The organism is Novipirellula sp., assembly GCF_041583735.1.
Classification (GTDB): domain Bacteria; phylum Planctomycetota; class Planctomycetia; order Pirellulales; family Pirellulaceae; genus Novipirellula.
This window is the reverse complement of sequence record NZ_JBFHFD010000103.1, coordinates 1-17,601: the sequence shown is the minus strand read 5'-3', so window position 1 is coordinate 17,601 and position 17,601 is coordinate 1. Positions and strand designations below refer to the sequence as shown.

The 17,601-nt window shown below is 52.0% G+C and carries 15 protein-coding genes and 1 tRNA gene; 3 read left to right on the top strand and 13 right to left on the bottom strand.

Annotated features, from left to right (window positions below):
- Both ABX962_RS10455 and ABX962_RS10450 read right to left on the bottom strand, forming a co-directional pair.
- The coding region (locus tag ABX962_RS10455) for an alkaline phosphatase family protein (protein WP_372719116.1) at positions 1-611 on the bottom strand (611 nt) is incomplete at its 3' end.
- 22 nt (positions 612-633) lie between these two features.
- Entirely contained in the window at positions 634-2,385 is a 1,752-nt protein-coding gene (locus ABX962_RS10450) for an alanine/glycine:cation symporter family protein (protein ID WP_372719114.1), read from the bottom strand.
- 264 nt (positions 2,386-2,649) lie between these two features.
- Here ABX962_RS10450 and ABX962_RS10445 point away from each other — a divergent pair, with 264 nt between their 5' ends.
- Positions 2,650-3,636: a glycosyltransferase family 2 protein gene (locus tag ABX962_RS10445; RefSeq protein WP_372719112.1), complete on the top strand. Its 987-nt coding sequence runs from the start codon at positions 2,650-2,652 to the stop codon at positions 3,634-3,636.
- 36 nt (positions 3,637-3,672) lie between these two features.
- Here ABX962_RS10445 and ABX962_RS10440 read toward each other — a convergent pair whose 3' ends face one another.
- The 11 genes from ABX962_RS10440 to ABX962_RS10390 all read right to left on the bottom strand — a co-directional run bounded on the left by ABX962_RS10440 (position 3,673) and on the right by ABX962_RS10390 (position 14,680).
- Complete coding sequence (locus ABX962_RS10440) at positions 3,673-4,554, bottom strand: glycosyltransferase family 2 protein (RefSeq protein WP_372719111.1); 882 nt, start codon at positions 4,552-4,554, stop codon at positions 3,673-3,675.
- The gene (locus ABX962_RS10435) at positions 4,514-5,401 is read right to left on the bottom strand and encodes a glycosyltransferase family 2 protein (RefSeq protein ID WP_372719109.1); all 888 of its coding nucleotides are present in this window, start codon (positions 5,399-5,401) and stop codon (positions 4,514-4,516) included. The genes ABX962_RS10440 and ABX962_RS10435 overlap by 41 nt, the downstream gene beginning before the upstream one ends.
- Before the next feature lie 94 nt (positions 5,402-5,495).
- Positions 5,496-6,530, bottom strand: coding sequence for a hypothetical protein (locus ABX962_RS10430; protein ID WP_372719107.1), 1,035 nt, complete (start codon positions 6,528-6,530; stop codon positions 5,496-5,498).
- Positions 6,531-6,544: 14 nt separating this feature from the next.
- The gene (locus ABX962_RS10425; protein ID WP_372719105.1) at positions 6,545-7,693 is read right to left on the bottom strand and encodes a DegT/DnrJ/EryC1/StrS family aminotransferase; all 1,149 of its coding nucleotides are present in this window, start codon (positions 7,691-7,693) and stop codon (positions 6,545-6,547) included.
- Complete coding sequence (locus tag ABX962_RS10420) at positions 7,686-8,672, bottom strand: NAD-dependent epimerase/dehydratase family protein (RefSeq protein ID WP_372719103.1); 987 nt, start codon at positions 8,670-8,672, stop codon at positions 7,686-7,688. The genes ABX962_RS10425 and ABX962_RS10420 overlap by 8 nt, the downstream gene beginning before the upstream one ends.
- Before the next feature lie 2 nt (positions 8,673-8,674).
- Positions 8,675-9,505: a methyltransferase domain-containing protein gene (locus tag ABX962_RS10415; RefSeq protein WP_372719101.1), complete on the bottom strand. Its 831-nt coding sequence runs from the start codon at positions 9,503-9,505 to the stop codon at positions 8,675-8,677.
- Entirely contained in the window at positions 9,502-10,389 is an 888-nt protein-coding gene (locus ABX962_RS10410) for a methyltransferase, TIGR04325 family (RefSeq protein WP_372719099.1), read from the bottom strand. The genes ABX962_RS10415 and ABX962_RS10410 overlap by 4 nt, the downstream gene beginning before the upstream one ends.
- A gap of 166 nt (positions 10,390-10,555) precedes the next feature.
- The gene (locus ABX962_RS10405) at positions 10,556-12,013 is read right to left on the bottom strand and encodes a hypothetical protein (RefSeq protein WP_372719097.1); all 1,458 of its coding nucleotides are present in this window, start codon (positions 12,011-12,013) and stop codon (positions 10,556-10,558) included.
- 5 nt (positions 12,014-12,018) lie between these two features.
- Positions 12,019-13,347, bottom strand: a complete 1,329-nt coding sequence (locus ABX962_RS10400) for an ABC transporter ATP-binding protein (protein WP_372719096.1) — start codon at positions 13,345-13,347, stop codon at positions 12,019-12,021.
- A gap of 141 nt (positions 13,348-13,488) precedes the next feature.
- The gene (locus ABX962_RS10395; protein WP_372719094.1) at positions 13,489-14,358 is read right to left on the bottom strand and encodes an ABC transporter permease; all 870 of its coding nucleotides are present in this window, start codon (positions 14,356-14,358) and stop codon (positions 13,489-13,491) included.
- Between the two features lie 249 nt (positions 14,359-14,607).
- Positions 14,608-14,680, bottom strand: a tRNA-Phe gene (locus tag ABX962_RS10390).
- Positions 14,681-14,837: 157 nt separating this feature from the next.
- Here ABX962_RS10390 and ABX962_RS10385 point away from each other — a divergent pair.
- Together ABX962_RS10385 and ABX962_RS10380 are read left to right on the top strand one after the other, a co-directional pair.
- Positions 14,838-16,523 (top strand): hypothetical protein, encoded by a 1,686-nt coding sequence (locus ABX962_RS10385; RefSeq protein ID WP_372719092.1) that lies wholly within the window; start codon positions 14,838-14,840, stop codon positions 16,521-16,523.
- Positions 16,524-16,603: 80 nt separating this feature from the next.
- Entirely contained in the window at positions 16,604-17,536 is a 933-nt protein-coding gene (locus ABX962_RS10380) for a hypothetical protein (protein WP_372719090.1), read from the top strand.
- Positions 17,537-17,601: the final 65 nt, after the last annotated feature.

The window sequence follows — 17,601 nt, the reverse complement described above, 5'->3', positions numbered from 1 at the left end:
TTCGCGCAGGCATCGACTTCGCGAACGCGTTGCACGTCGTGATCCGGGTACCGCTGGAAATCGTAATCCAGATGCGGCAGGTAGACCATCGTCAACTCGGGCTGCTTCTCTCGCATCACCAGCGCCGTGGCGTCGGCAATCCAGCGAGAGCAGGGCAGTCCTGCATTGGGGCCCCAAAACGTAAAGAACGGGAACGGACCGAGCTTTGCCGTCAGGTCGCAATCAGTATGGTCCAGGATGTCAAAGACCTTGGATCCGTCGCAACCGTAGTGCGGTTTCGGAGTCGCGCTGTAGCGAACTCCCGAGGACTGGTTGAACCACCAAAACATCTTTGCGGTTTCGACGCCGTCGTAAAACTTCGGGCCTTGGACCAACGAGTTGGCTTGTTGCCAAAACCGAACCTCTTGGGTGTCTCGGAAATACCAGCCGTTGCCGACGATGCCATGGTCGCGTGGGGCGAGTCCCGTCAACATCGTCGCTTGCGAGGTCGCCGTGACCGCAGGAAGCGGGCTTTTCCATGCCGATGCCGTTCCGATGGCCGCGACGTTCGGAGCGTGCGGCAGCAGTTCGGGCGTCAATCCGACGACGTTGATAATGCAAACGCGATTCATCAGGGATTCTTCCGCAGTCCGTTTATTTCATTCTCGGGAACTCGCCGTTTTGGTACTTCTTCCAATACGAATCGAGTTGCCGTTTCACGACGCCGCTAAGCAAAAAGACACCGAGCAGGTTAGGAAAGCTCATCCCCAGAATCATCAGGTCGCTGAAGTCGAGGATATTGCCTCGGGTGATGATCGATCCGAGGACCGTGAAGCATAGGAACAGGCACTTGTAGATGATCGAGCTGCGAACGCCAAACAATTGAACCCAGCTGCGTTCGCCATAGTACGACCAACTGATGCACGTCGAATAGGCGAACATCACGACCGCCGCGAACAGGACGTAGCGAAACCAATCATGGCCACCGACCACGAAGGCCTCCAGCGTCAGTCTTGCACCCTCGTTGTTGGCGATCACCTCTTGCATCTCTGGCGCCTCGTAGACACCCGTCACGACAACAACCAGCGCGGTGATGGTGCAAACCACCACGGTGTCGATAAAGGGCTCCAAGAGTGCCACGATACCTTCGCTGACCGGTTCGTCGGTCTTGGCCGCCGAGTGGGCGATGGCGGCTGACCCTACGCCCGCTTCGTTACTGAACACGGCTCGTTTGATGCCAATCACAAGGATGCCCAGGAAGGCACCCCAGCCCGCCTGGAGCGAAAATGCTTCGCTGACAATCTTGACTGCCGCCGCGGGGACCTCTGAGGCATTGATGACCAGGATATAGAGTGCGGCAATCACATAGGCGACGCACATAAATGGGACGATTTTTCCTGCGACCGCAGCGATGCTGCGGATGCCCCCGATGATGACCACACCGACGGCGACTGCCATCACGACACCATAGATCCAAGGTTGGCTTTGCAGGATGTCAACGTCGCCGCGAATCGCTTCGAGAGATTGTCCTACCTGAAATGCGTTACCGCCTCCGAAACTGGCTCCGATGCAAAGCAGTGCGAATACCACTGCCAACACACGGCCTAAGCCGGGAAGTCCAATGTCTTTGAGTCCGTAACGCAAGTAACGCATGGGGCCGCCCAGCACATGGCCGTCTTCGTCGGTCACGCGATAGAGTTGGCCTAGGGTGCACTCGGTGAATTTGGCGGTCATTCCCAGGAAGCCGACCAAGATGATCCAGACGGTCGCTCCGGGCCCCCCGGTTCCGATCGCGATCGCGACGCCAGCGATATTACCCAGTCCGACGGTGGCCGAGAGGGCTGCCGCGAGTGCTTGGAAATGCGTCACCTCGCCTGGTTCATTGGGCGTGTCATAAATACCACGCGTCAGGTCGATCGCATGGCGAAATGCTCGCAGGTTGATAAAGCCCATGCGGAGGGTCAGGAAGATTCCGCCGCAAAGCAGCCACACGACGACAAACGGAATGCTGACACCAAATCGATCTTTCGTGCCAAAATCATAAAAAATCACGTTCGCAGCGTTGGCGACGACATATTTGCCAAACGTGGAGTCGATTTTCTGCATCCAGCTCGGCTCGTCTGCGTCGCTGGACTCTGCGCTGGGGGGCAGGCTATTTTCAGGCGATTGGATTTCGCCGTTTTCACTTGTGATCGCTGTTTCGCTTGGGCTCTCTGTCGGTGCCGGCGAGTTGTTTGCTAAGCCCGCTTCTGCGGGGGTTGCAGCTTGTGGGGTGGTTGGATTTTGCCCCATTGCAACATACGGGCAGCTAAGTGCACTTAACGCAATCGCGATCCAGACAAACCGGGAGAGCCGGATCGACGAAGCGAACGAGTGAGGGCGGAGGGCGAGTGTTGTTTTTGGCATCGATAGTGACTCGTGGAAAAACGTATGCAAGGGCGCGGACGCGTATCGAACCAAGCGTAATCGAACACTCAATGTAGCGCACCGCGAGCGGTATCGTAACAAATTCTCCATTTCGCTGTTCCGCCCTTCGGAAAAGCTGCGTCTATCGAACCAGGGGATTTTCTAACACTTTTCCAAAGTTTGCATTTGCCCTAGCATGAGAGGTCTTGCCACGTCACGACTCCTCTCGGTCTCTTTCGCTATTCGGACAGAGCAATTTTAAAAATGCGTAATGATGACCCACCTGAAATTTCTGTGGTGATCCCCGTTTACAATGCGTCTGCGTACGTTGCCGAGGCGGTCGAAAGCGTCTTGTCGCAAACCTTTACGGATTGGGAGTTGGTCGCGGTCGACGATGGGTCGTCGGATCGTTCCGTTGAAATATTGAAGAAGTTTCAGTCGCTAGATTCACGCGTCAAAGTGCTTGCCTTGGCCCATAGCGGGATAGCAGGGACGCGTAACGCGGGGATTCAAGCGGCCAAGGGTGAGTACGTCGCAGCACTGGATAACGATGACATCATGGCGCCGCAGCGTTTGGAGGTTCAAGTCAAGTTCATGCGAGAGCATCCCGACTTTGTTGCCGTGGGGGCGGCGGGACTTCTTGTGGATGCGGATGGAGATCCAATTGCAGAACGCTATTTCCCATGCTCAAGTGACGAAGTCGAATCGGAATTGCTCAATGGTCGTAACCCCTTGATGCAATCTGGCATGATGTTCCGCCGAGATGCCGTACTACGCGTGGGCGGCTACCAAGATGATCGCAACTTTGCCGAAGACTATGATCTGTTTTTGCGTCTGACGGAGGTGGGGCGGATTGGGAATCTCAACGAAGTCTTGATGCGTCAACGTCAGCACATTTCGAGAGCCAGTGCCGCGCACTATCAAGACCAGAACCGTGTTGTGATGTTGGCGCTGCGGGATGCTTATGCAAGACGCGGTCTCACGCAATCATTGCCCACGATTGAAGGCTCTTGGCATCCGACCACGGAGCGGGATTATCATATTCGCTGTGCAAGTGATGCCTGGGATGCGGGGAACATCGACACCGTTCGTAAACACGCTCGGGCACTATTACGCGACAGCAAGTTTTCGCCGCGCGCCTGGGAACTCTATAGTCGAACGTTGATGGGACGGACTCTTTATAAGGGCTTTTCGAGGGCGAAAGCACTCTTCCGACCTTTGAAACGTTTACGTGTAACTGAAGGGGCATGAGTCCCATGGATGTCGGCGGGATTTGTGTTGGGGCGGCTAAAAATAGACTCTTGGTACCGCCCTTAGTATTCCAACAAGCAATCGCAGGTTGCGGGTTCTCAGAGCGCGTTTCAGTTCGCTCAATAGAATGGAATTCTTGGTGCTGAGCTTCAATTGCTCTTTGCCATATCGCAGATAAAGCAACATTCGATTTTGTTGAAACAATAGGTCATCGTGTCGTGAGCTCATGCCGCCATCGGCGTAGTTGGAAATGGTCTCGTCTATATGTCTTTTTCTAATTTGTTTTGATAAGAACCAGCGGAAATTAAACTCCCAATCCGCAACGACCTTGTATGCCGGGTCATAGTATCCGAGAGTCGCAAATGTGCGACGGTTAAAAAGAATTGATTGGTGCGAGATGTTCTTGTTAATGATCTTTTCGTTGTCAAATTCCCCGTCGTAGATCCCTCCAAATCGCGTGCTGTACACATTGCCGTAGACGACGTCGTCGTCGTCACCAAGGACGGGTAAAACTCGTTCAAGTGTGTCGTGTCGGTAAAGCAGATCGTCGCTTCCCAAGAAGAGTAGCCATTGCCCTCGTGCAATTTGTATCCCCTTGTTCATGGCATGGTAAACACCTTGGTCCGGTTCCGAGTGGAATCGAATCTGTGGATATCGTTGACAATACCTCGACGCAATGGTCGCGGTGTTGTCGGATGATCCACCATCCATGATCAAGACCTCGTAATCCTGCGAGCTTTGGGTGGTGATGCTCTCTAGCACATTCTCAAGAGTCTCGCCCGCTTGGTAGGTGGGGATGATGATGCTTATTGCAGGTGTTTGTGAATTATCGATCTTTAAGAATTCCGTGTTTTGTCTGTAAACCAGCGTGCTGTATTCAAATGCTCCAAGGTAGAGAGCGTTCGGCCCACTCTTCATTTTGGAATGCGATGTTTTTGTAGCGAAGGTCTCGGTACATCTCGGGCCAAATGAAACGGCTGACCAAATATTGCAGCGGAAAATGTTGCATGATCCACCGTTTTTTTACCGATTTTAACCGGCTCAATTTTTGCCCGGTCTCAAGGGTTCCGGGAGGGCATTTTTTACGCATGATTTCGATGGCGGCTTCCATCTCGCGTGAGCATTCGTCGTGGTGCTGAATGCCGCGGTTTTGCGATTGAATGCGATACCCGCTGAGGATGCAGTCCAAAGAGTAAAGTTCTTCGTGCAGAAAAAATCGCGTCCATAGCTCACCGTCGACTGCAAGGCGGTAGTCCTGGTTGATATGGCTTCCCGCCTTTTCCCAAAGACTTCGTCTCCAAAACACAGACTCTTGTTGGACCCAGCGGTAGTTACCAATTAGATAGTCGTAGATGTTTTTGGGGTGCCGCCAAGCGTAGGTCATTGCACCCTGGCTATTCCAATAAGAATTGAACCCCACAATCCAGTCGATGTGCGGGAATTTCGAAAAGATCTCAGCAACGACTTGAAATGACCAGGGTGTATATTTGTCATCGCTGTTGATCCATGCCATGATCTCGCCAGAGGTTCGCGCAAATCCCTTGTTCAGGGCATGGCCGTGTCCTTCATCCGGTTCGCTTTCCCAGTACGCCAAGTGTGATTCGTATTTTTTGATGATCTCGATGGATCCATCCGTGCTGCCACCGTCGATGACCACATATTCGAGATTGGGGTAGCCCTGGTCAACAACCGAACGAATCGTCTCTTCTAGAAACGTCGATTGGTTATACGAAGGAGTGACGATCGATAGGCGTGGAGGTTTCATTCGATGGCGGCTTGGTGGGGGTAACGCGTTGCTCGCCAACAAGTCCGAGATACGGACAGCGCTGAGTTTATCAGTCTCTGGTATGTAAAGCGGGTCATCGTCCTATCCTGATCCAGTTAAGACGCCAAAGGTTTGAAGCACATTTATACGGAAAGCAAACTAGATCCAGCGGCCGATAGCTGTCGAGCATTCTTGCTGTCTGACGAAGTTCAATATGCTTCAGCTGTTTTTCTTGACGCAGATATTCTTCAACGGATTCTTGGCGCTTTTGGAAATGTCGCAAGTACGGATGGTATATCTGCGAGGCGATTTGCTTTCGTTGAGCAAGTTGAATGTTGTATGCATCGAACCCGGTTGTAAAGATGCGAAAGCCGAGTCGACGAATGTATTGAAAATGCGCGAAAACCAACGGAGTGCCGTCCTCGGCTACCGGGGGGTGAGGGTTTGGGGGTGTCGTTTTTAATGGGAACTCGGCGACATTCCAAGGGCCAATATTCGCACCTCGATGTTGGATGATGTGGACTCCAGGAAAATCGACAGGCCAGTTGTTCAAATACTTTTGGTCCGCAAATCGGGTCTCTTCGAGCCGGTCGTAGCACCAATCCAAGCACTTCGAATACCAATCATTTAAACAATCACGGCCTTGCGGATCATTGCGAAACGATACCCAGCCGACATTGAAACGGCCGTATTGCACCATTTCTCGGTTGGGTTGGCTAAATCGATGCTCAATGATCCCCACCGACGCACCGTCAAGTTCACGAATGATTGGTTCGGGAGAGTCGAAAAAATACAGGTCCGAGTCGAGGTAGGTCAAAAGAGAGTCTTGGCCAACGTGATCGATCAAATAGCGGCAGTACCCAGAAGTCAGAGTGAAATAGTATTCGACAATATTTCGATTGGCTTTGGCCTCGAGTAATTCTGGTTGTGCCAATTCGAGTTCCGCGAGCGAGGTCGTTTTGATATTCGGCAGGTTGAGTTCGCTGAGGATGTCGTGACAGGATTCCGAAAGTGCCAGCACGTGCCAAACGAACTCAGGTGAATGCTCTTGAAGTGAGTCGTATAAGCACAATGCACGCGCTAGATAACGGTGATCGAAATAGGAACAGTAATGAATGGGGTGTTGCATGAGGTCCAGCCTAGCTACCAATTAAAACTTCGGATTGCCAAGATGACTCGCGACACTTCTTCATCGCTCAAAAATGCGTGCATCGGCAGGCATAATAATCGCTTGCAAGCTTGTTCGGCTCGATGGCGGCCAAACGGGAATTTGTCGGCTGGATTAGCATAGGCAGGTTGCAAGTGAATCGGCATTGGGTAGAGCACCGCTGCGAAAATGTCGTGTTGCTGCAAGTGCTGTTGGAGCAAGTCGCGTTGATCCTCGGCCACGAGAATCGTAAACTGGTGGTAGGCATGTTCCGACGACGGTGCAACGGAGGGCAAGTCGATAGGTAGGCCACTCAGTTCGCGACGGTACCGGTCTGCAATGCGTTTGCGTGTTTCCAGGTCCTCGTTCAGATGTTGGAGTTGAATCGAGAGCAGGGCTGCATGAAGTTCGTCCAGACGCGAATTCATGCCGACTTCGTCACTCACGTATCGTTCGTGCCAACCATATTGTCGCAAAAATCGAATTCGGTCTGCAATCGCCTCCGACGCAGTGACACATAATCCTGCGTCTCCGAGTGCCCCCAGATTTTTTGTGGGATAGCAACTAAACGCAGCGGCATCGCCAAAGCAACCGACTTTCTGGCCTTCCCATTTTGCGCCATGGGCTTGTGAGCAATCTTCGATAACAGCGATCCCCGCAGCACTGGCAAGCGACTTCAGGCGAGTCATGTCACAAGGGTTGCCGTACAAGTGTACCGGCACGATTGCCTTGATTTTTCCTTTCAAGTTTGGCTGCGTGATGGCATCCTCGACTTGGTTTAGGTCAAGGTTAAACGAGTCGAGTTCGATGTCTAGGAGTAGCGGTTCACCTCCAGCCCGGCACACCGCCGTCGCGGTTGCTACGGCAGTGTGCGTCGGCACGATGACCAAGTCTCCATCGCCAACTCCGCAGGCACGCAAGCAGAGTTCGATTGCGTCGGTGCCGTTGGCGACGCCAATGGTATGGCTCACCTGCTGCCACTGGCTAAACGCTTGCTCAAACGATTCGACTTGTTTTCCAAGCACAAACCATCCGCTTTGAATGACTGACTGAAACGCCTGGGTCAGTTCGTCGATCCGCGCGCGTGTGGCGCGACCTGGATCGGCGGTAAGGATGGGGCGAGTGCGGGGACGCGAATTAGACATAGTGCGAAAGATGCTCGCGATAAAAGTCGATGGTGCGTGAAAGTGCTTGTTCAAGAGGCACTTTGGCGGACCATCCGAGCGATTGCTGGATCAGCGTCGGATCGGTTGAGTAATCTCCAATGTCAATTTTTTTGCGGTCGGCTGGATATTCATTGACAATCATTTCGCCGCCTCCATTGGCATCCACCAATGCTCGGGCCAAATCGAGCAAGCTTATGGAATCCGGTCGTCCGACGTTAAAAATCTTTCCGATGGCATTGGGACTGCTTCCTGCTAAGAGAAGTGCATCAATCGCGTCGTCCACATAGAGGATGTCACGCAGTTGGGTGCCTCCCCAAACTTCGATCGGTTTCCCTTCGAGCAAATTTCGAATCCAGATGCCCAAAAACGTCTGTCGTGCATCCTTCACTCGCATCCGCGGGCCAATCGTATTGGTAAAGCGAAGCACGCAAGTTGGGATTCCGTAGACTTGGCAATACAGCATGTGGTAATTTTCGCCTGCCAATTTATTGATCCCGTTAACATCGACTGGCTGAACGGGATGTTTCTCGTCGACTGGCAAATATTGAGGCTTGCCGTACAGTTGGCGTGTGGAAGCAAAGACGATACGCAGCGCCGGATTGTTTTTTCGGCATGCTTCAAGGATCGAGAGTTGAGCACGGCAATTAATTTCCAAGTCCGTGTTTGGATCGTTCATCGAGTCCACGTGACTTGTTTGTCCCGCCAAATTGAATAGGAAGTCCTGTTCTTGAACTAAGTAGCGAAGGCTGTGGACATCGCGAACGTCAGAGATATTGACACGAATTCGATCGCGAAAGGGTTCGATATTGAAAAGATTTCCGCCATACTCGGGAGTGAGGCTGTCGATCAGGGTCACCTCGGCTCCGCGTTCGACAAGCCGTGAGGCTAGATTGGAGCCGATGAAGCCAAGGCCACCGGTGATCAGGATTCGTTTGTTTTTGAATTCGTTTTGGACCATGGCTATGGCTTTGTGCATTCTGCGATCATGAGGTCCGGTTTAATTATTCTGCCCTCGTTGTCTATCTCTAGCCCGTAATCATTCCAGTTGTCGATTTGGCTAGTGCCGTGATTACAGATTTTTACGTTTTTATAATTTGCTTCTTGAAGCAATGTCGAGATGGAATATCGATCGTATGCCCATTGGTGGACTTCGCCAGACAATCGAAAGCGTCCGATCGATAACGCAAGCAAGTCGGTATCCACGTCCTGTGATCCGAGTAGCCATTTTAGCAGAAAACGGCCAATGCTCCGACCACGCACTTTTGCAGGCGTCGCTGCAGAGTCGTTTCTTCTTGTCGAACCGCGCATCGCTTGGATCAGTTCGCGTCCTTCGTTTCCGATTCTTTCGACAACAAACGATTCATTGCAGAGTGATGGTGACGACAGGTACGAGGCCATTTTTCCTCCTGATACTTCTCGGGAGGATTGGTCAATCATTTCGAGCAGCATCCATTGGCGATCCGCGTCCGCATTGGGCACTCCGGAATCGATTCTCTGTATCGACTCTAGGTACTGCTTTGCTTGCTGCTCAAAATCAGGTACCGCAACGCGTAAAATCCCCTGTGGTTTTAGGACGCGGTGACACTCTTTTAAAAACGCATGGGTATTGCTGGGGCGAATATGTTCTAGCACCGCAGAGTGGTAGATTGCGTCTGCGCTACTGCTTTCCAGCGGCAAGCCTTTGGTGATGTCGCAAGGCGTGACTCCGTCACGTTTAATGAGGTCCAGATTGATCCATCTGCGATCAAATCGGGTTCCACAACCGACGTTCACGAGTACCGTTTCATTCATTGAACACTGTCTCCCTCGCGATTTAACGTGGTCTTCCTCGACCAAAATGCTCCGCTGTGTTCGACCGGCAAACCGTCAAGTGAATAACGGTCTCCGCAGATCCAATTTGACTTCCGTATGAAATGGTCCGTCAATCGACTGTCAAATGCTGTTTTTGAGAAGAACCAAGCGGGGTAGCTGGCTTGGTAGATGTGTGAGGGAACTCGCTGGATCGAAATGCGGTCGAAATCGCCATCCCAGAATGCCGTTCGATCCAAAAGAACGTAATCAAATCCTAGGGCGATTAGTTGGTTTAATTGTTCCATAGGATTTGGCAAATATTGAAGAACACTACTAAGAATTAAGATGGAATAGGGGGCGATGGGGTTCAACTCATCCATGGATGACACAAAACGCAGTTGCTCGGTCGTTAAATGCTGTTGTCCGAACGCAACCTGTTTCGGCTGATCGAGGACCGTCCAGTTCAATTCCTTCACCGCGTGAAGGAACGGTTTACACTGAAAGTAGGTGCTGCCAATCGCACCTCCAAAGTCGACGACATTGAGTTGGCCGCCATGATTGAGTGCACACGACAATAGGTTAGCGAGCAGAGGCCAGGGAAATAGCGGGTCGTGCTCGTGAAAAATAACGGAGTCGCGTTCATAAAGTCCCTTGCCGTCCCGGATCATTAAAACAGATTGGGCTGTTTTTTCGAACACTGCTTCTGAATCGTAAGTGCCACCGACTGCAACGGCATCTTCCCATGTTGCGAAATCGCCCGAGAAGGTCGGTTCTGTAGGTCGCGGCGAGAAAAAGGTTCTCGCTAGCACTCTTTTGAAAATGGGAGGACACCAATCGCGGATCGTGCGTCTAGCGAGTCGGTTTACAAATCGCATCACATGCATCTCGGAATTCGTATCCATGATTTCATCGGATCTATTGGTTTGCTGAGTGTTGAGCCGACGCGAGACATCGCTCGAGTTGCCGCTGTTAACGGTGTGCCGCCGTTCGGTTCAAGCCAGTGTTTCTTGCTGACTCGTTTATCTTCTTCGTTCATGTCATCGGGGCACTTCAGGCAGTGGGAAGTGGCTCGTGATGATGTGGATTGACGGAATTTTCGCGTTGCTTTTTCTTGCCCACGAAAACCACTCGATTCGATTCGAGTTGCTCTTGAAGAACCAGATCAAAGTGTTCGCAAAACCCATTTCGAAACCACTGTTCGTGATACCACTCGGGGATCGGGTGAGAAGTGTTGCCGTCCCATAAACCCAGCGGCATGAACTCAATAATCGCATATTGAGTCGTGTATTCCGCAATTCTCCGAATCACGTCATCCAAGCGGAAACCATGTGTTAAGAGCAGGTGGTGCGTGACGGCCAAAGCCAAAACGATGTCACATTGAAACCGGCTCGAAGGTGTGGAGGTGAAGTAGTTCATCTCGGGAATCATAAAGTCGATCACCGCCGGGAAGATTTTCCGCTTCGTATTATTGAGGTTTTTTTCCCCGCAGTATCGATAGAGCCGATCGATCGCGCCGAAGTCAGCATCAGTGCAAAGGACGCGATTGGTGTCCGTTTTTTCCAACAGCATCAAGCTAAAGAGTCCTTGGTTTCCAGCGAGTTCCACCACCGATTTAGGATCGTGCTCTTTAACAATTTCTATCAGTCGGCTAAAGCGGTTGGTTGGCTTCAGATCGCCATTGACGAAGTATTCGTCATGGTAATTCGCCCACATCGTCGGGACGTCAGGAGAGCGAAGGCTTTGGATCTTCCTTCGCCATCGACCGAGTTGTTGTTTGGCATCGCTAATGTCGGATCTGTCGTGGTCGATCGCTCGTCGCAAGACGGACGGAACGAGATGTTTTGGGTCGCGAGCAATGCGGCGACATTTGTCTCTGATTTTCAGGAAGGGAGTCGGTAGCCGAGTGGTTGTCGGTTTCCTGCCACCAGACTTGTATTGGTGCCAGCTAGAAGCTGGCATGATGTCGCTTGCGCTGTTGATGATACGTTTTGCTAGAAAGGTGTCACCGCTGGACCAGATCGACAGGGGGTAGAGGTAAACGCTCTCAAAATCATCTGGAACTGGCGTCGGACTTCCTTGGGCATCAACGAGGCTTCCAATGTCAACAAACAACGGTTCGGTTCCCCAGAAGAGCACGTTGTAGGGATGGCTGTCTTTAAGGCGATAGCCAAACTCCATCGCAATTTCAGCGACCTTGATCGCGAGTAATCCCGCATCGCGATACATGCTAAACGACCACTCATGCGGGTACGTAATGCAAGGAATTGTGTCGTGCTCGATGACAAGGCTGTAGCCCTCTAGTTTTGCATCCGAGATTTGTGAATTGGGGATCAGTTTGTCGGATATCAGTTTATCAATCAGGCCGGATCGAAACAGCTTGAGTACATGTTCAGCGGACTTTTCCGGAATGGCGCGATAGACTTGGTCTTTCCAGCAAAACACACGTCCAACCTGATCCACAAGGGAAAGGTTGGAGTATTGGATTTCTTGTTTGGGGATAATGGTCATACGCTTCATTCTTCCCCAAGGTGCCATTCATGCTGAAGCAGGCCTGTCATCCAATTGCGTGGAATCGTCCGCCCGTTTCCAAAAAAGTCGGAAGCCTCAATGTCAATGATGTCCGCGTTAATCACGTGGTCGGCCAGCGTGCCGTTGGCGAAAAACGCGACATTCACGTAACACCGTCCGGCCGTTAGATTGATTGGTTTCGAGAGGCAATGAATTCTTCCTCGTTCCGGAAGTGTGTTTGGCAGCCCTCCTGTGACATCGCTGTCAAACCCATAGATTCCATTGTCGTTTTCGTCATAGATGCCAATCATCACTTTTGGGTGATTAATTTGGCCGGATGAAGTGTACTGCAATGTGATTTTCAAGGGGCAAGTAGAAGTGATCGTTTTGCCCGAGTTCGCAGATTCGATCGTAAGCGATTTGATTCGAACCGAGCCATCCCCGCCTCGATCAGCACGATCTTCAAGGGGGGTGCTTGCATGGCTTGCTTCGTGTGAAAGGTAGCGAATAACCACATCGGATGGCTCGCCGTCATCTTGGATGGACCCCTTGATTAAGGTGACCGCGCGTTGGCAGAGGGATCGGACGGCAGCCATGTTGTGGCTGACGAAAAAGATTGTCCTCCCATCGCCGGCAACATCTCGCATTTTTGCGACGCATTTTTTCTGGAATTCGGCGTCTCCTACTGCGAGTACTTCATCGACAACTAGGATTTCGCATTGCAGATGTGCTGCAACTGCGAAGCCGAGCCGAACCATCATCCCGCTGCTGTACCTTTTCACGGGCGTGTCGATGTACATTGCACAGCCTGAGAAATCGACGATGTCGTCGAGCTGCTTTGCAATCTCATGACGACGCATGCCGAGAATCGCTCCATTGAGATAGATATTTTCGCGGCCTGTCAGCTCAGGATGAAAGCCTGTGCCGACTTCTAATAGACTAGCAATGCGACCTTTTGTTTTGATGCGTCCGTGCGTCGGCGCCGTCACTCGCGACAGCAGCTTTAGCAGCGTGCTCTTGCCGGCACCGTTTCGGCCGATGATGCCGAGGATTTCACCCTGTTGGACATCAAGTGACACGTCCTTGAGCGCCCACACATAGTCCGTGCCCGTCGCCTTGTTTGACGATCGTGGCGAGATACGGGAAAGTATTCCTTCTGGCTTGTGATTCTGCTTCTGTTCTCGGTCGTTGGTCGCTCCCACTTGCGCGAACGGGTCCGGCTTTCCCAGTGCTCTCGCCATGGCCCGGTGAAGGTCGTGGGACAATGTCCCTGTGCCGACTTCGCCCAGTCGGTATTGCTTGGAGACGTTTTCGAAGCGGATCGCAGTTGGCATTAAAGCTTGGGATTTAGGGGGCAGGAAACCAAATTGCGTTCCCGTGCGTGTTGCAGTTTTGGCTGGTGCTGGTCTTGGTTGACGCTTTTTAGCTGAATCGCTTCTTTGGCATGTTCGCGAGCAGTTTGCGGATAAGCCGTATCAGACAGTATCCATAAAGGTTCGTTCCACTCGATTGAAGATAAGTGTTGAGGCTAGGAAAACAATGATTGAAACGATCGTTGAGTAGGCCAGATTGAGCGGATCGAAGCTTCCTGCGCCGAGAAAACCATGGCGAGCCGTTTCAAAAATGGGTGTCAAAGGGTTCCATTGGAGTAGCGGTTGCAAGCGGTCCGGGATCTGTGAGAACGGGTAAATCACGGGGCTCGCATACATCAATAGCTGAACTCCGAACTGAAGCAGAAATGCCATGTCTCGGTATTTGGTTGTCAGCGCCGAGAACAGCATTCCCAGCCCTAAGCCAAGGGTTGCCATGAGGGTGACTAAGAGGGGAAACAGGGCGATTGTGGGTTGGATCTGGATTTCGCCTCGCCAGTAGTAATATCCAGCAATCAAAATAAATAACGCGAACTGGATCGCAAATCGGAACAGATTCGAGATCACAATCGAAAGCGGGGTGATGATCCGTGGGAAATAGACCTTGCCAAACAATTGGGCATTGTCTCGGAATACGGTTGCCGTCTTATTAAAACACTCTGAAAAGTAGTTCCAGAAGGTGATTCCGCAGAGGTAAAACAGGATTTGGGGCAATCCATCCGTCGAGAGACCTGCAATTTGTCCAAAAACGAGCACGTAAATCAGGGTCGTCATCAATGGTTGTATAAAAAACCAGATTGGCCCCAGGATTGTCTGCTTGTAAAACGAAACAATGTCTCTGCGGACAAATAGGTACAGCAGATCTCGATAACGCCAGACTTCGCCCAGCTGTAGTGAAAGTAGAGAAGAGTGTGGCTGGATAATCAGATCCCAGTCTTCGGCGTCATCGTCGTCAGAGTGGGAAGCGGTATCCATGGAGTTAGTAGGCGTTCTCTCGGTTCGTCGTGTTTCGGTGGACGGGGCAGTTTTCTGGAAAAGGGCATTGGCGGCTCAAGCCATGCATTGTCCTGATGCAGATCGTATCCGAAATCTTGCCAAGAGGGACTCTCCACAAGCGTTGTGGAGTCTACGGAATCAGAGGCGAATCCGTTCGTTCTTGATCGTGCTTGAAAAAGCGTGTCAAGAAAAAAAGAGGCTGCCCTCCATTGATGGGGGGCAGCGTAGTGGTCAGAGGCGGGCTCGAACCGCCGACACCGGCCTTTTCAGGGCCGTGCTCTACCAACTGAGCTATCTGACCGTCACGGGTTGTCTTTCCGACCCGTCGAAATGGTATGTTAATCATTTCACGAGACGTCTTGCAAGGGTATCATGGAAATCTAGTTCCTCTTCACTTTTTCGACCGTATTGGCCGTCGCCGCTCTGGCTTCGCGAATGTCCAGTTTTGGATGCATTTAATGACAGTTTGCCAACTTTTAGTCCCGTTTTGCAGCGTAATGCGATTGGGTTGTGCTTTGCTTTGCGTGATCGTCTTGCCGGCCAGCAGTGCGTCCGCCTACACGTCGGAGGACCCGCTGGTTCAAGCCATGATTAAAAAAGGGCTTGAGAATCTTGAGAAAGGCTTGAAGGCAAAAACGGCCTACCCAATTGATCCATTTTATTCTGGTGGCGCCGGTGAGCACGCCTTGGCTGGATACGCCTATTACAAAGTCACGCATGATGATGACAATCCTGTCGTCCAACAGGGGCTTCAGAGTGCGCTGAGGTTTGTCCGAACCATGTCAGGGAACGATCCAGGTGGTCACGCAAGTACGACTGTTTATTCCGCCGCCGTCGTCACATTGCTGTTAGCAGAAGTGGATCGAGTCAAATATCGGGGGGAGCTTGAGGCGCTGGAGAAGTATTTTCGCAGAGCTCAGTATCGAGGCGGTGGTTACGGGTATCGCGGCGAACCCCTGGGCGATATTTCCCAGACACAATACGCGATTTTGGCACTTTGGACGTTGGATCATGCGGGGATGATCATCGACTACGAAGGGGTTGCTAAGACGGTCAATTTTTTGTTGAGGGTTCAGGATCCTAGTGGTGGTTGGCCTTACATGGGGAAAGAACCAAGAGGAGGGCAGCGAATGAGGCAGGATGGCGTCTCGTTGACGATGGCGTACGCAGGCGGCAGCGCGCTGTTGATAGCCGCTGACATTTTGCAGCTCTGGGGCGAAAAAGGCGGTGATAGCACTGATATCACTGGGATGCCAAAAGCGGTCTCTCTTTTTCGTGAAGGGATGGAAAATCAAGCGGTCAAGCGTCCCAAGCTTCCTGTTGAGCCAATTTTGTCCGCGATTTCAGATTGCCAGTCCTACATTGCGAAGAACTCCCAAGTGCAGGTTAAGTGGCCGTATTACAACATTTATACCATTGAACGTTACGAGAGTTTTCGTGAGGTTGCTTTGAAGTTAGAGAAAAAGCCTGGTGCCGCTTGGTACGATTCGGGGGTTCGTTTTCTTCAGAGTGATCAAGCAGGTGGGGGCGGCTGGAAGGGGGGCAACAGTTTTGTTACCGAGAGTACGGCAACCTCGTTCGCATTACTCTTTCTGATTCGCAGTACGCAAAAGGCAATTCAGCAAGCCAGTTCCGGCGCGACCCAGGGTGGCTGGGGGTTGCCCGAAGATACCACTGCGATCAAAGTCGAAGGGACTCAGATCAAGGGCAGCGCACCGGCAAACGAGGTCAACGATCTGCTCGATATGCTTAGTGACGATGAGGGCGGGGGGCTCGAAGGAAAATCGATCCCCGAAGATTTGAAATTGGACCCCGATCCGAAGAAACGAGCCGCTCAAATCGATCGGCTCGAACGGCTCGTTCGCGGCAGCCGGTCATGGCAGGCGCGTCGTGTCGCCGCTCGCTTGCTCGGCCAAAGCGATGAAATGAGAGTCGTGCCAACGTTGATTTTTGCTCTAAGCGACCCCGATCCGGCGGTTCCCCGTTATGCTCGTGACGGGTTGCGATTTATCAGTCGGCGTTTTGAGGGGTTCGGGATGCCGGACAAGCCCAATAAGTCGGAGGTCACGCAGGCTCAGATGCAATGGCGAGAATGGTACCGAAAGTTTAACCCCGGTTACGTCTTTATCGATTACGATTTGTAACCGACTTGTCTTCGAGATAGGCTTTTCGTCGACTGATTCGCGTGAGTTTTTTGTTTTTGCTTCTGTCGTGTAGGTAAACGATGTCGTCCGCTGTCGCTGATCATCATTCACAATCGCCCTCGTTAGAGGAGCTGCGCGAGGAGCGTCGCCTCGAACGCGAGAAGCTTCGCACCAGTAAATTTGATCTGGTCACCTCGCTGTTCACCGCGTTGATCCTCTTTATTGGCACCTTTGTGCTGATGTTGTTCATCGTTTGGTTGACCAGCCGGATGTCGTTTCCGCCGCAAGCGATCAAGCCGATCATCGAAAATCCGGCGGGGCGTGGAGAAAATGCCGAGGGCTTCGAGCGAGACTTCGAGCCTCCGGGAGCCGAGGAAGTCGAAGAATTGATGGAGCCGACGTTGCAGGACACCATCGAAGCGGTGACCGATGCGGTCAGTAATGTCGCGGCGACACTCGACACGATGAATACCAATGCAACCGCTTCGACCACCGGCACCGGCAAAGGGGACAGTCGTCCGCCGGGCCCCGAGGGCGAAGGGGAAGATATTATTCCACGTTTTGAGCGTTGGCAGCTCAATTTCACCGCCAAGGCGCTGGGGGATTATGCCGCCCAGCTCGATTTTTACGAGATTGAACTGGGGGCCATCGGTGGTTCGATCCAAGGGGTCGATGTCGCCAATAATTTGGCTGGTAGCCCAAAATCGCGGCGAATCGTCGATACGAAAAGTGAAAAGCGGCTGTATTTCATGTGGACCTCGCCCAGCCCGCTGATGCAGTTTGACCGCCAATTGCTGCAAAAGGCTGGCGTCCAACTGGCAAATCGGCAAATGATGAAATTCATTCCTACCAACCTTGAAAATCAGTTGGCTCATATCGAACTAGAGTACGCGACTGCGAAGGGGCATCCCTCGGTGACTGAAATCGCCAAAACGATTTTTGAAAGCACGTCGGATGGAAATTCGTACAAGTTCGTAGTGGTTGATCAACGCTACCGAAAACCGCGCAAGTAGCTAAATCGCAGGGGAAATTTGATGGTGGCAAGCTCCGCAGATTCCGTTGGGTCGAGGTTGTCCGT

Bases quoted from the DNA above. Each gene is read 5' to 3' on its own strand.
- ABX962_RS10445 (WP_372719112.1), top strand. From the start codon at position 2,650: ATGCGTAATGATGACCCACCTGAAATTTCTGTGGTGATCCCCGTTTAC.
- ABX962_RS10395 (WP_372719094.1), bottom strand. From the start codon at position 14,358: ATGGATACCGCTTCCCACTCTGACGACGATGACGCCGAAGACTGGGAT.
- ABX962_RS10415 (WP_372719101.1), bottom strand. From the start codon at position 9,505: ATGAATGAAACGGTACTCGTGAACGTCGGTTGTGGAACCCGATTTGAT.
- ABX962_RS10430 (WP_372719107.1), bottom strand. From the start codon at position 6,530: ATGCAACACCCCATTCATTACTGTTCCTATTTCGATCACCGTTATCTA.
- ABX962_RS10400 (WP_372719096.1), bottom strand. From the start codon at position 13,347: ATGCCAACTGCGATCCGCTTCGAAAACGTCTCCAAGCAATACCGACTG.
- ABX962_RS10420 (WP_372719103.1), bottom strand. From the start codon at position 8,672: ATGGTCCAAAACGAATTCAAAAACAAACGAATCCTGATCACCGGTGGC.
- ABX962_RS10440 (WP_372719111.1), bottom strand. From the start codon at position 4,554: ATGAAGAGTGGGCCGAACGCTCTCTACCTTGGAGCATTTGAATACAGC.
- ABX962_RS10435 (WP_372719109.1), bottom strand. From the start codon at position 5,401: ATGAAACCTCCACGCCTATCGATCGTCACTCCTTCGTATAACCAATCG.
- ABX962_RS10425 (WP_372719105.1), bottom strand. From the start codon at position 7,693: ATGTCTAATTCGCGTCCCCGCACTCGCCCCATCCTTACCGCCGATCCA.
- ABX962_RS10410 (WP_372719099.1), bottom strand. From the start codon at position 10,389: ATGCATGTGATGCGATTTGTAAACCGACTCGCTAGACGCACGATCCGC.
- ABX962_RS10385 (WP_372719092.1), top strand. From the start codon at position 14,838: ATGACAGTTTGCCAACTTTTAGTCCCGTTTTGCAGCGTAATGCGATTG.
- ABX962_RS10450 (WP_372719114.1), bottom strand. From the start codon at position 2,385: ATGCCAAAAACAACACTCGCCCTCCGCCCTCACTCGTTCGCTTCGTCG.
- ABX962_RS10405 (WP_372719097.1), bottom strand. From the start codon at position 12,013: ATGACCATTATCCCCAAACAAGAAATCCAATACTCCAACCTTTCCCTT.
- ABX962_RS10380 (WP_372719090.1), top strand. From the start codon at position 16,604: ATGTCGTCCGCTGTCGCTGATCATCATTCACAATCGCCCTCGTTAGAG.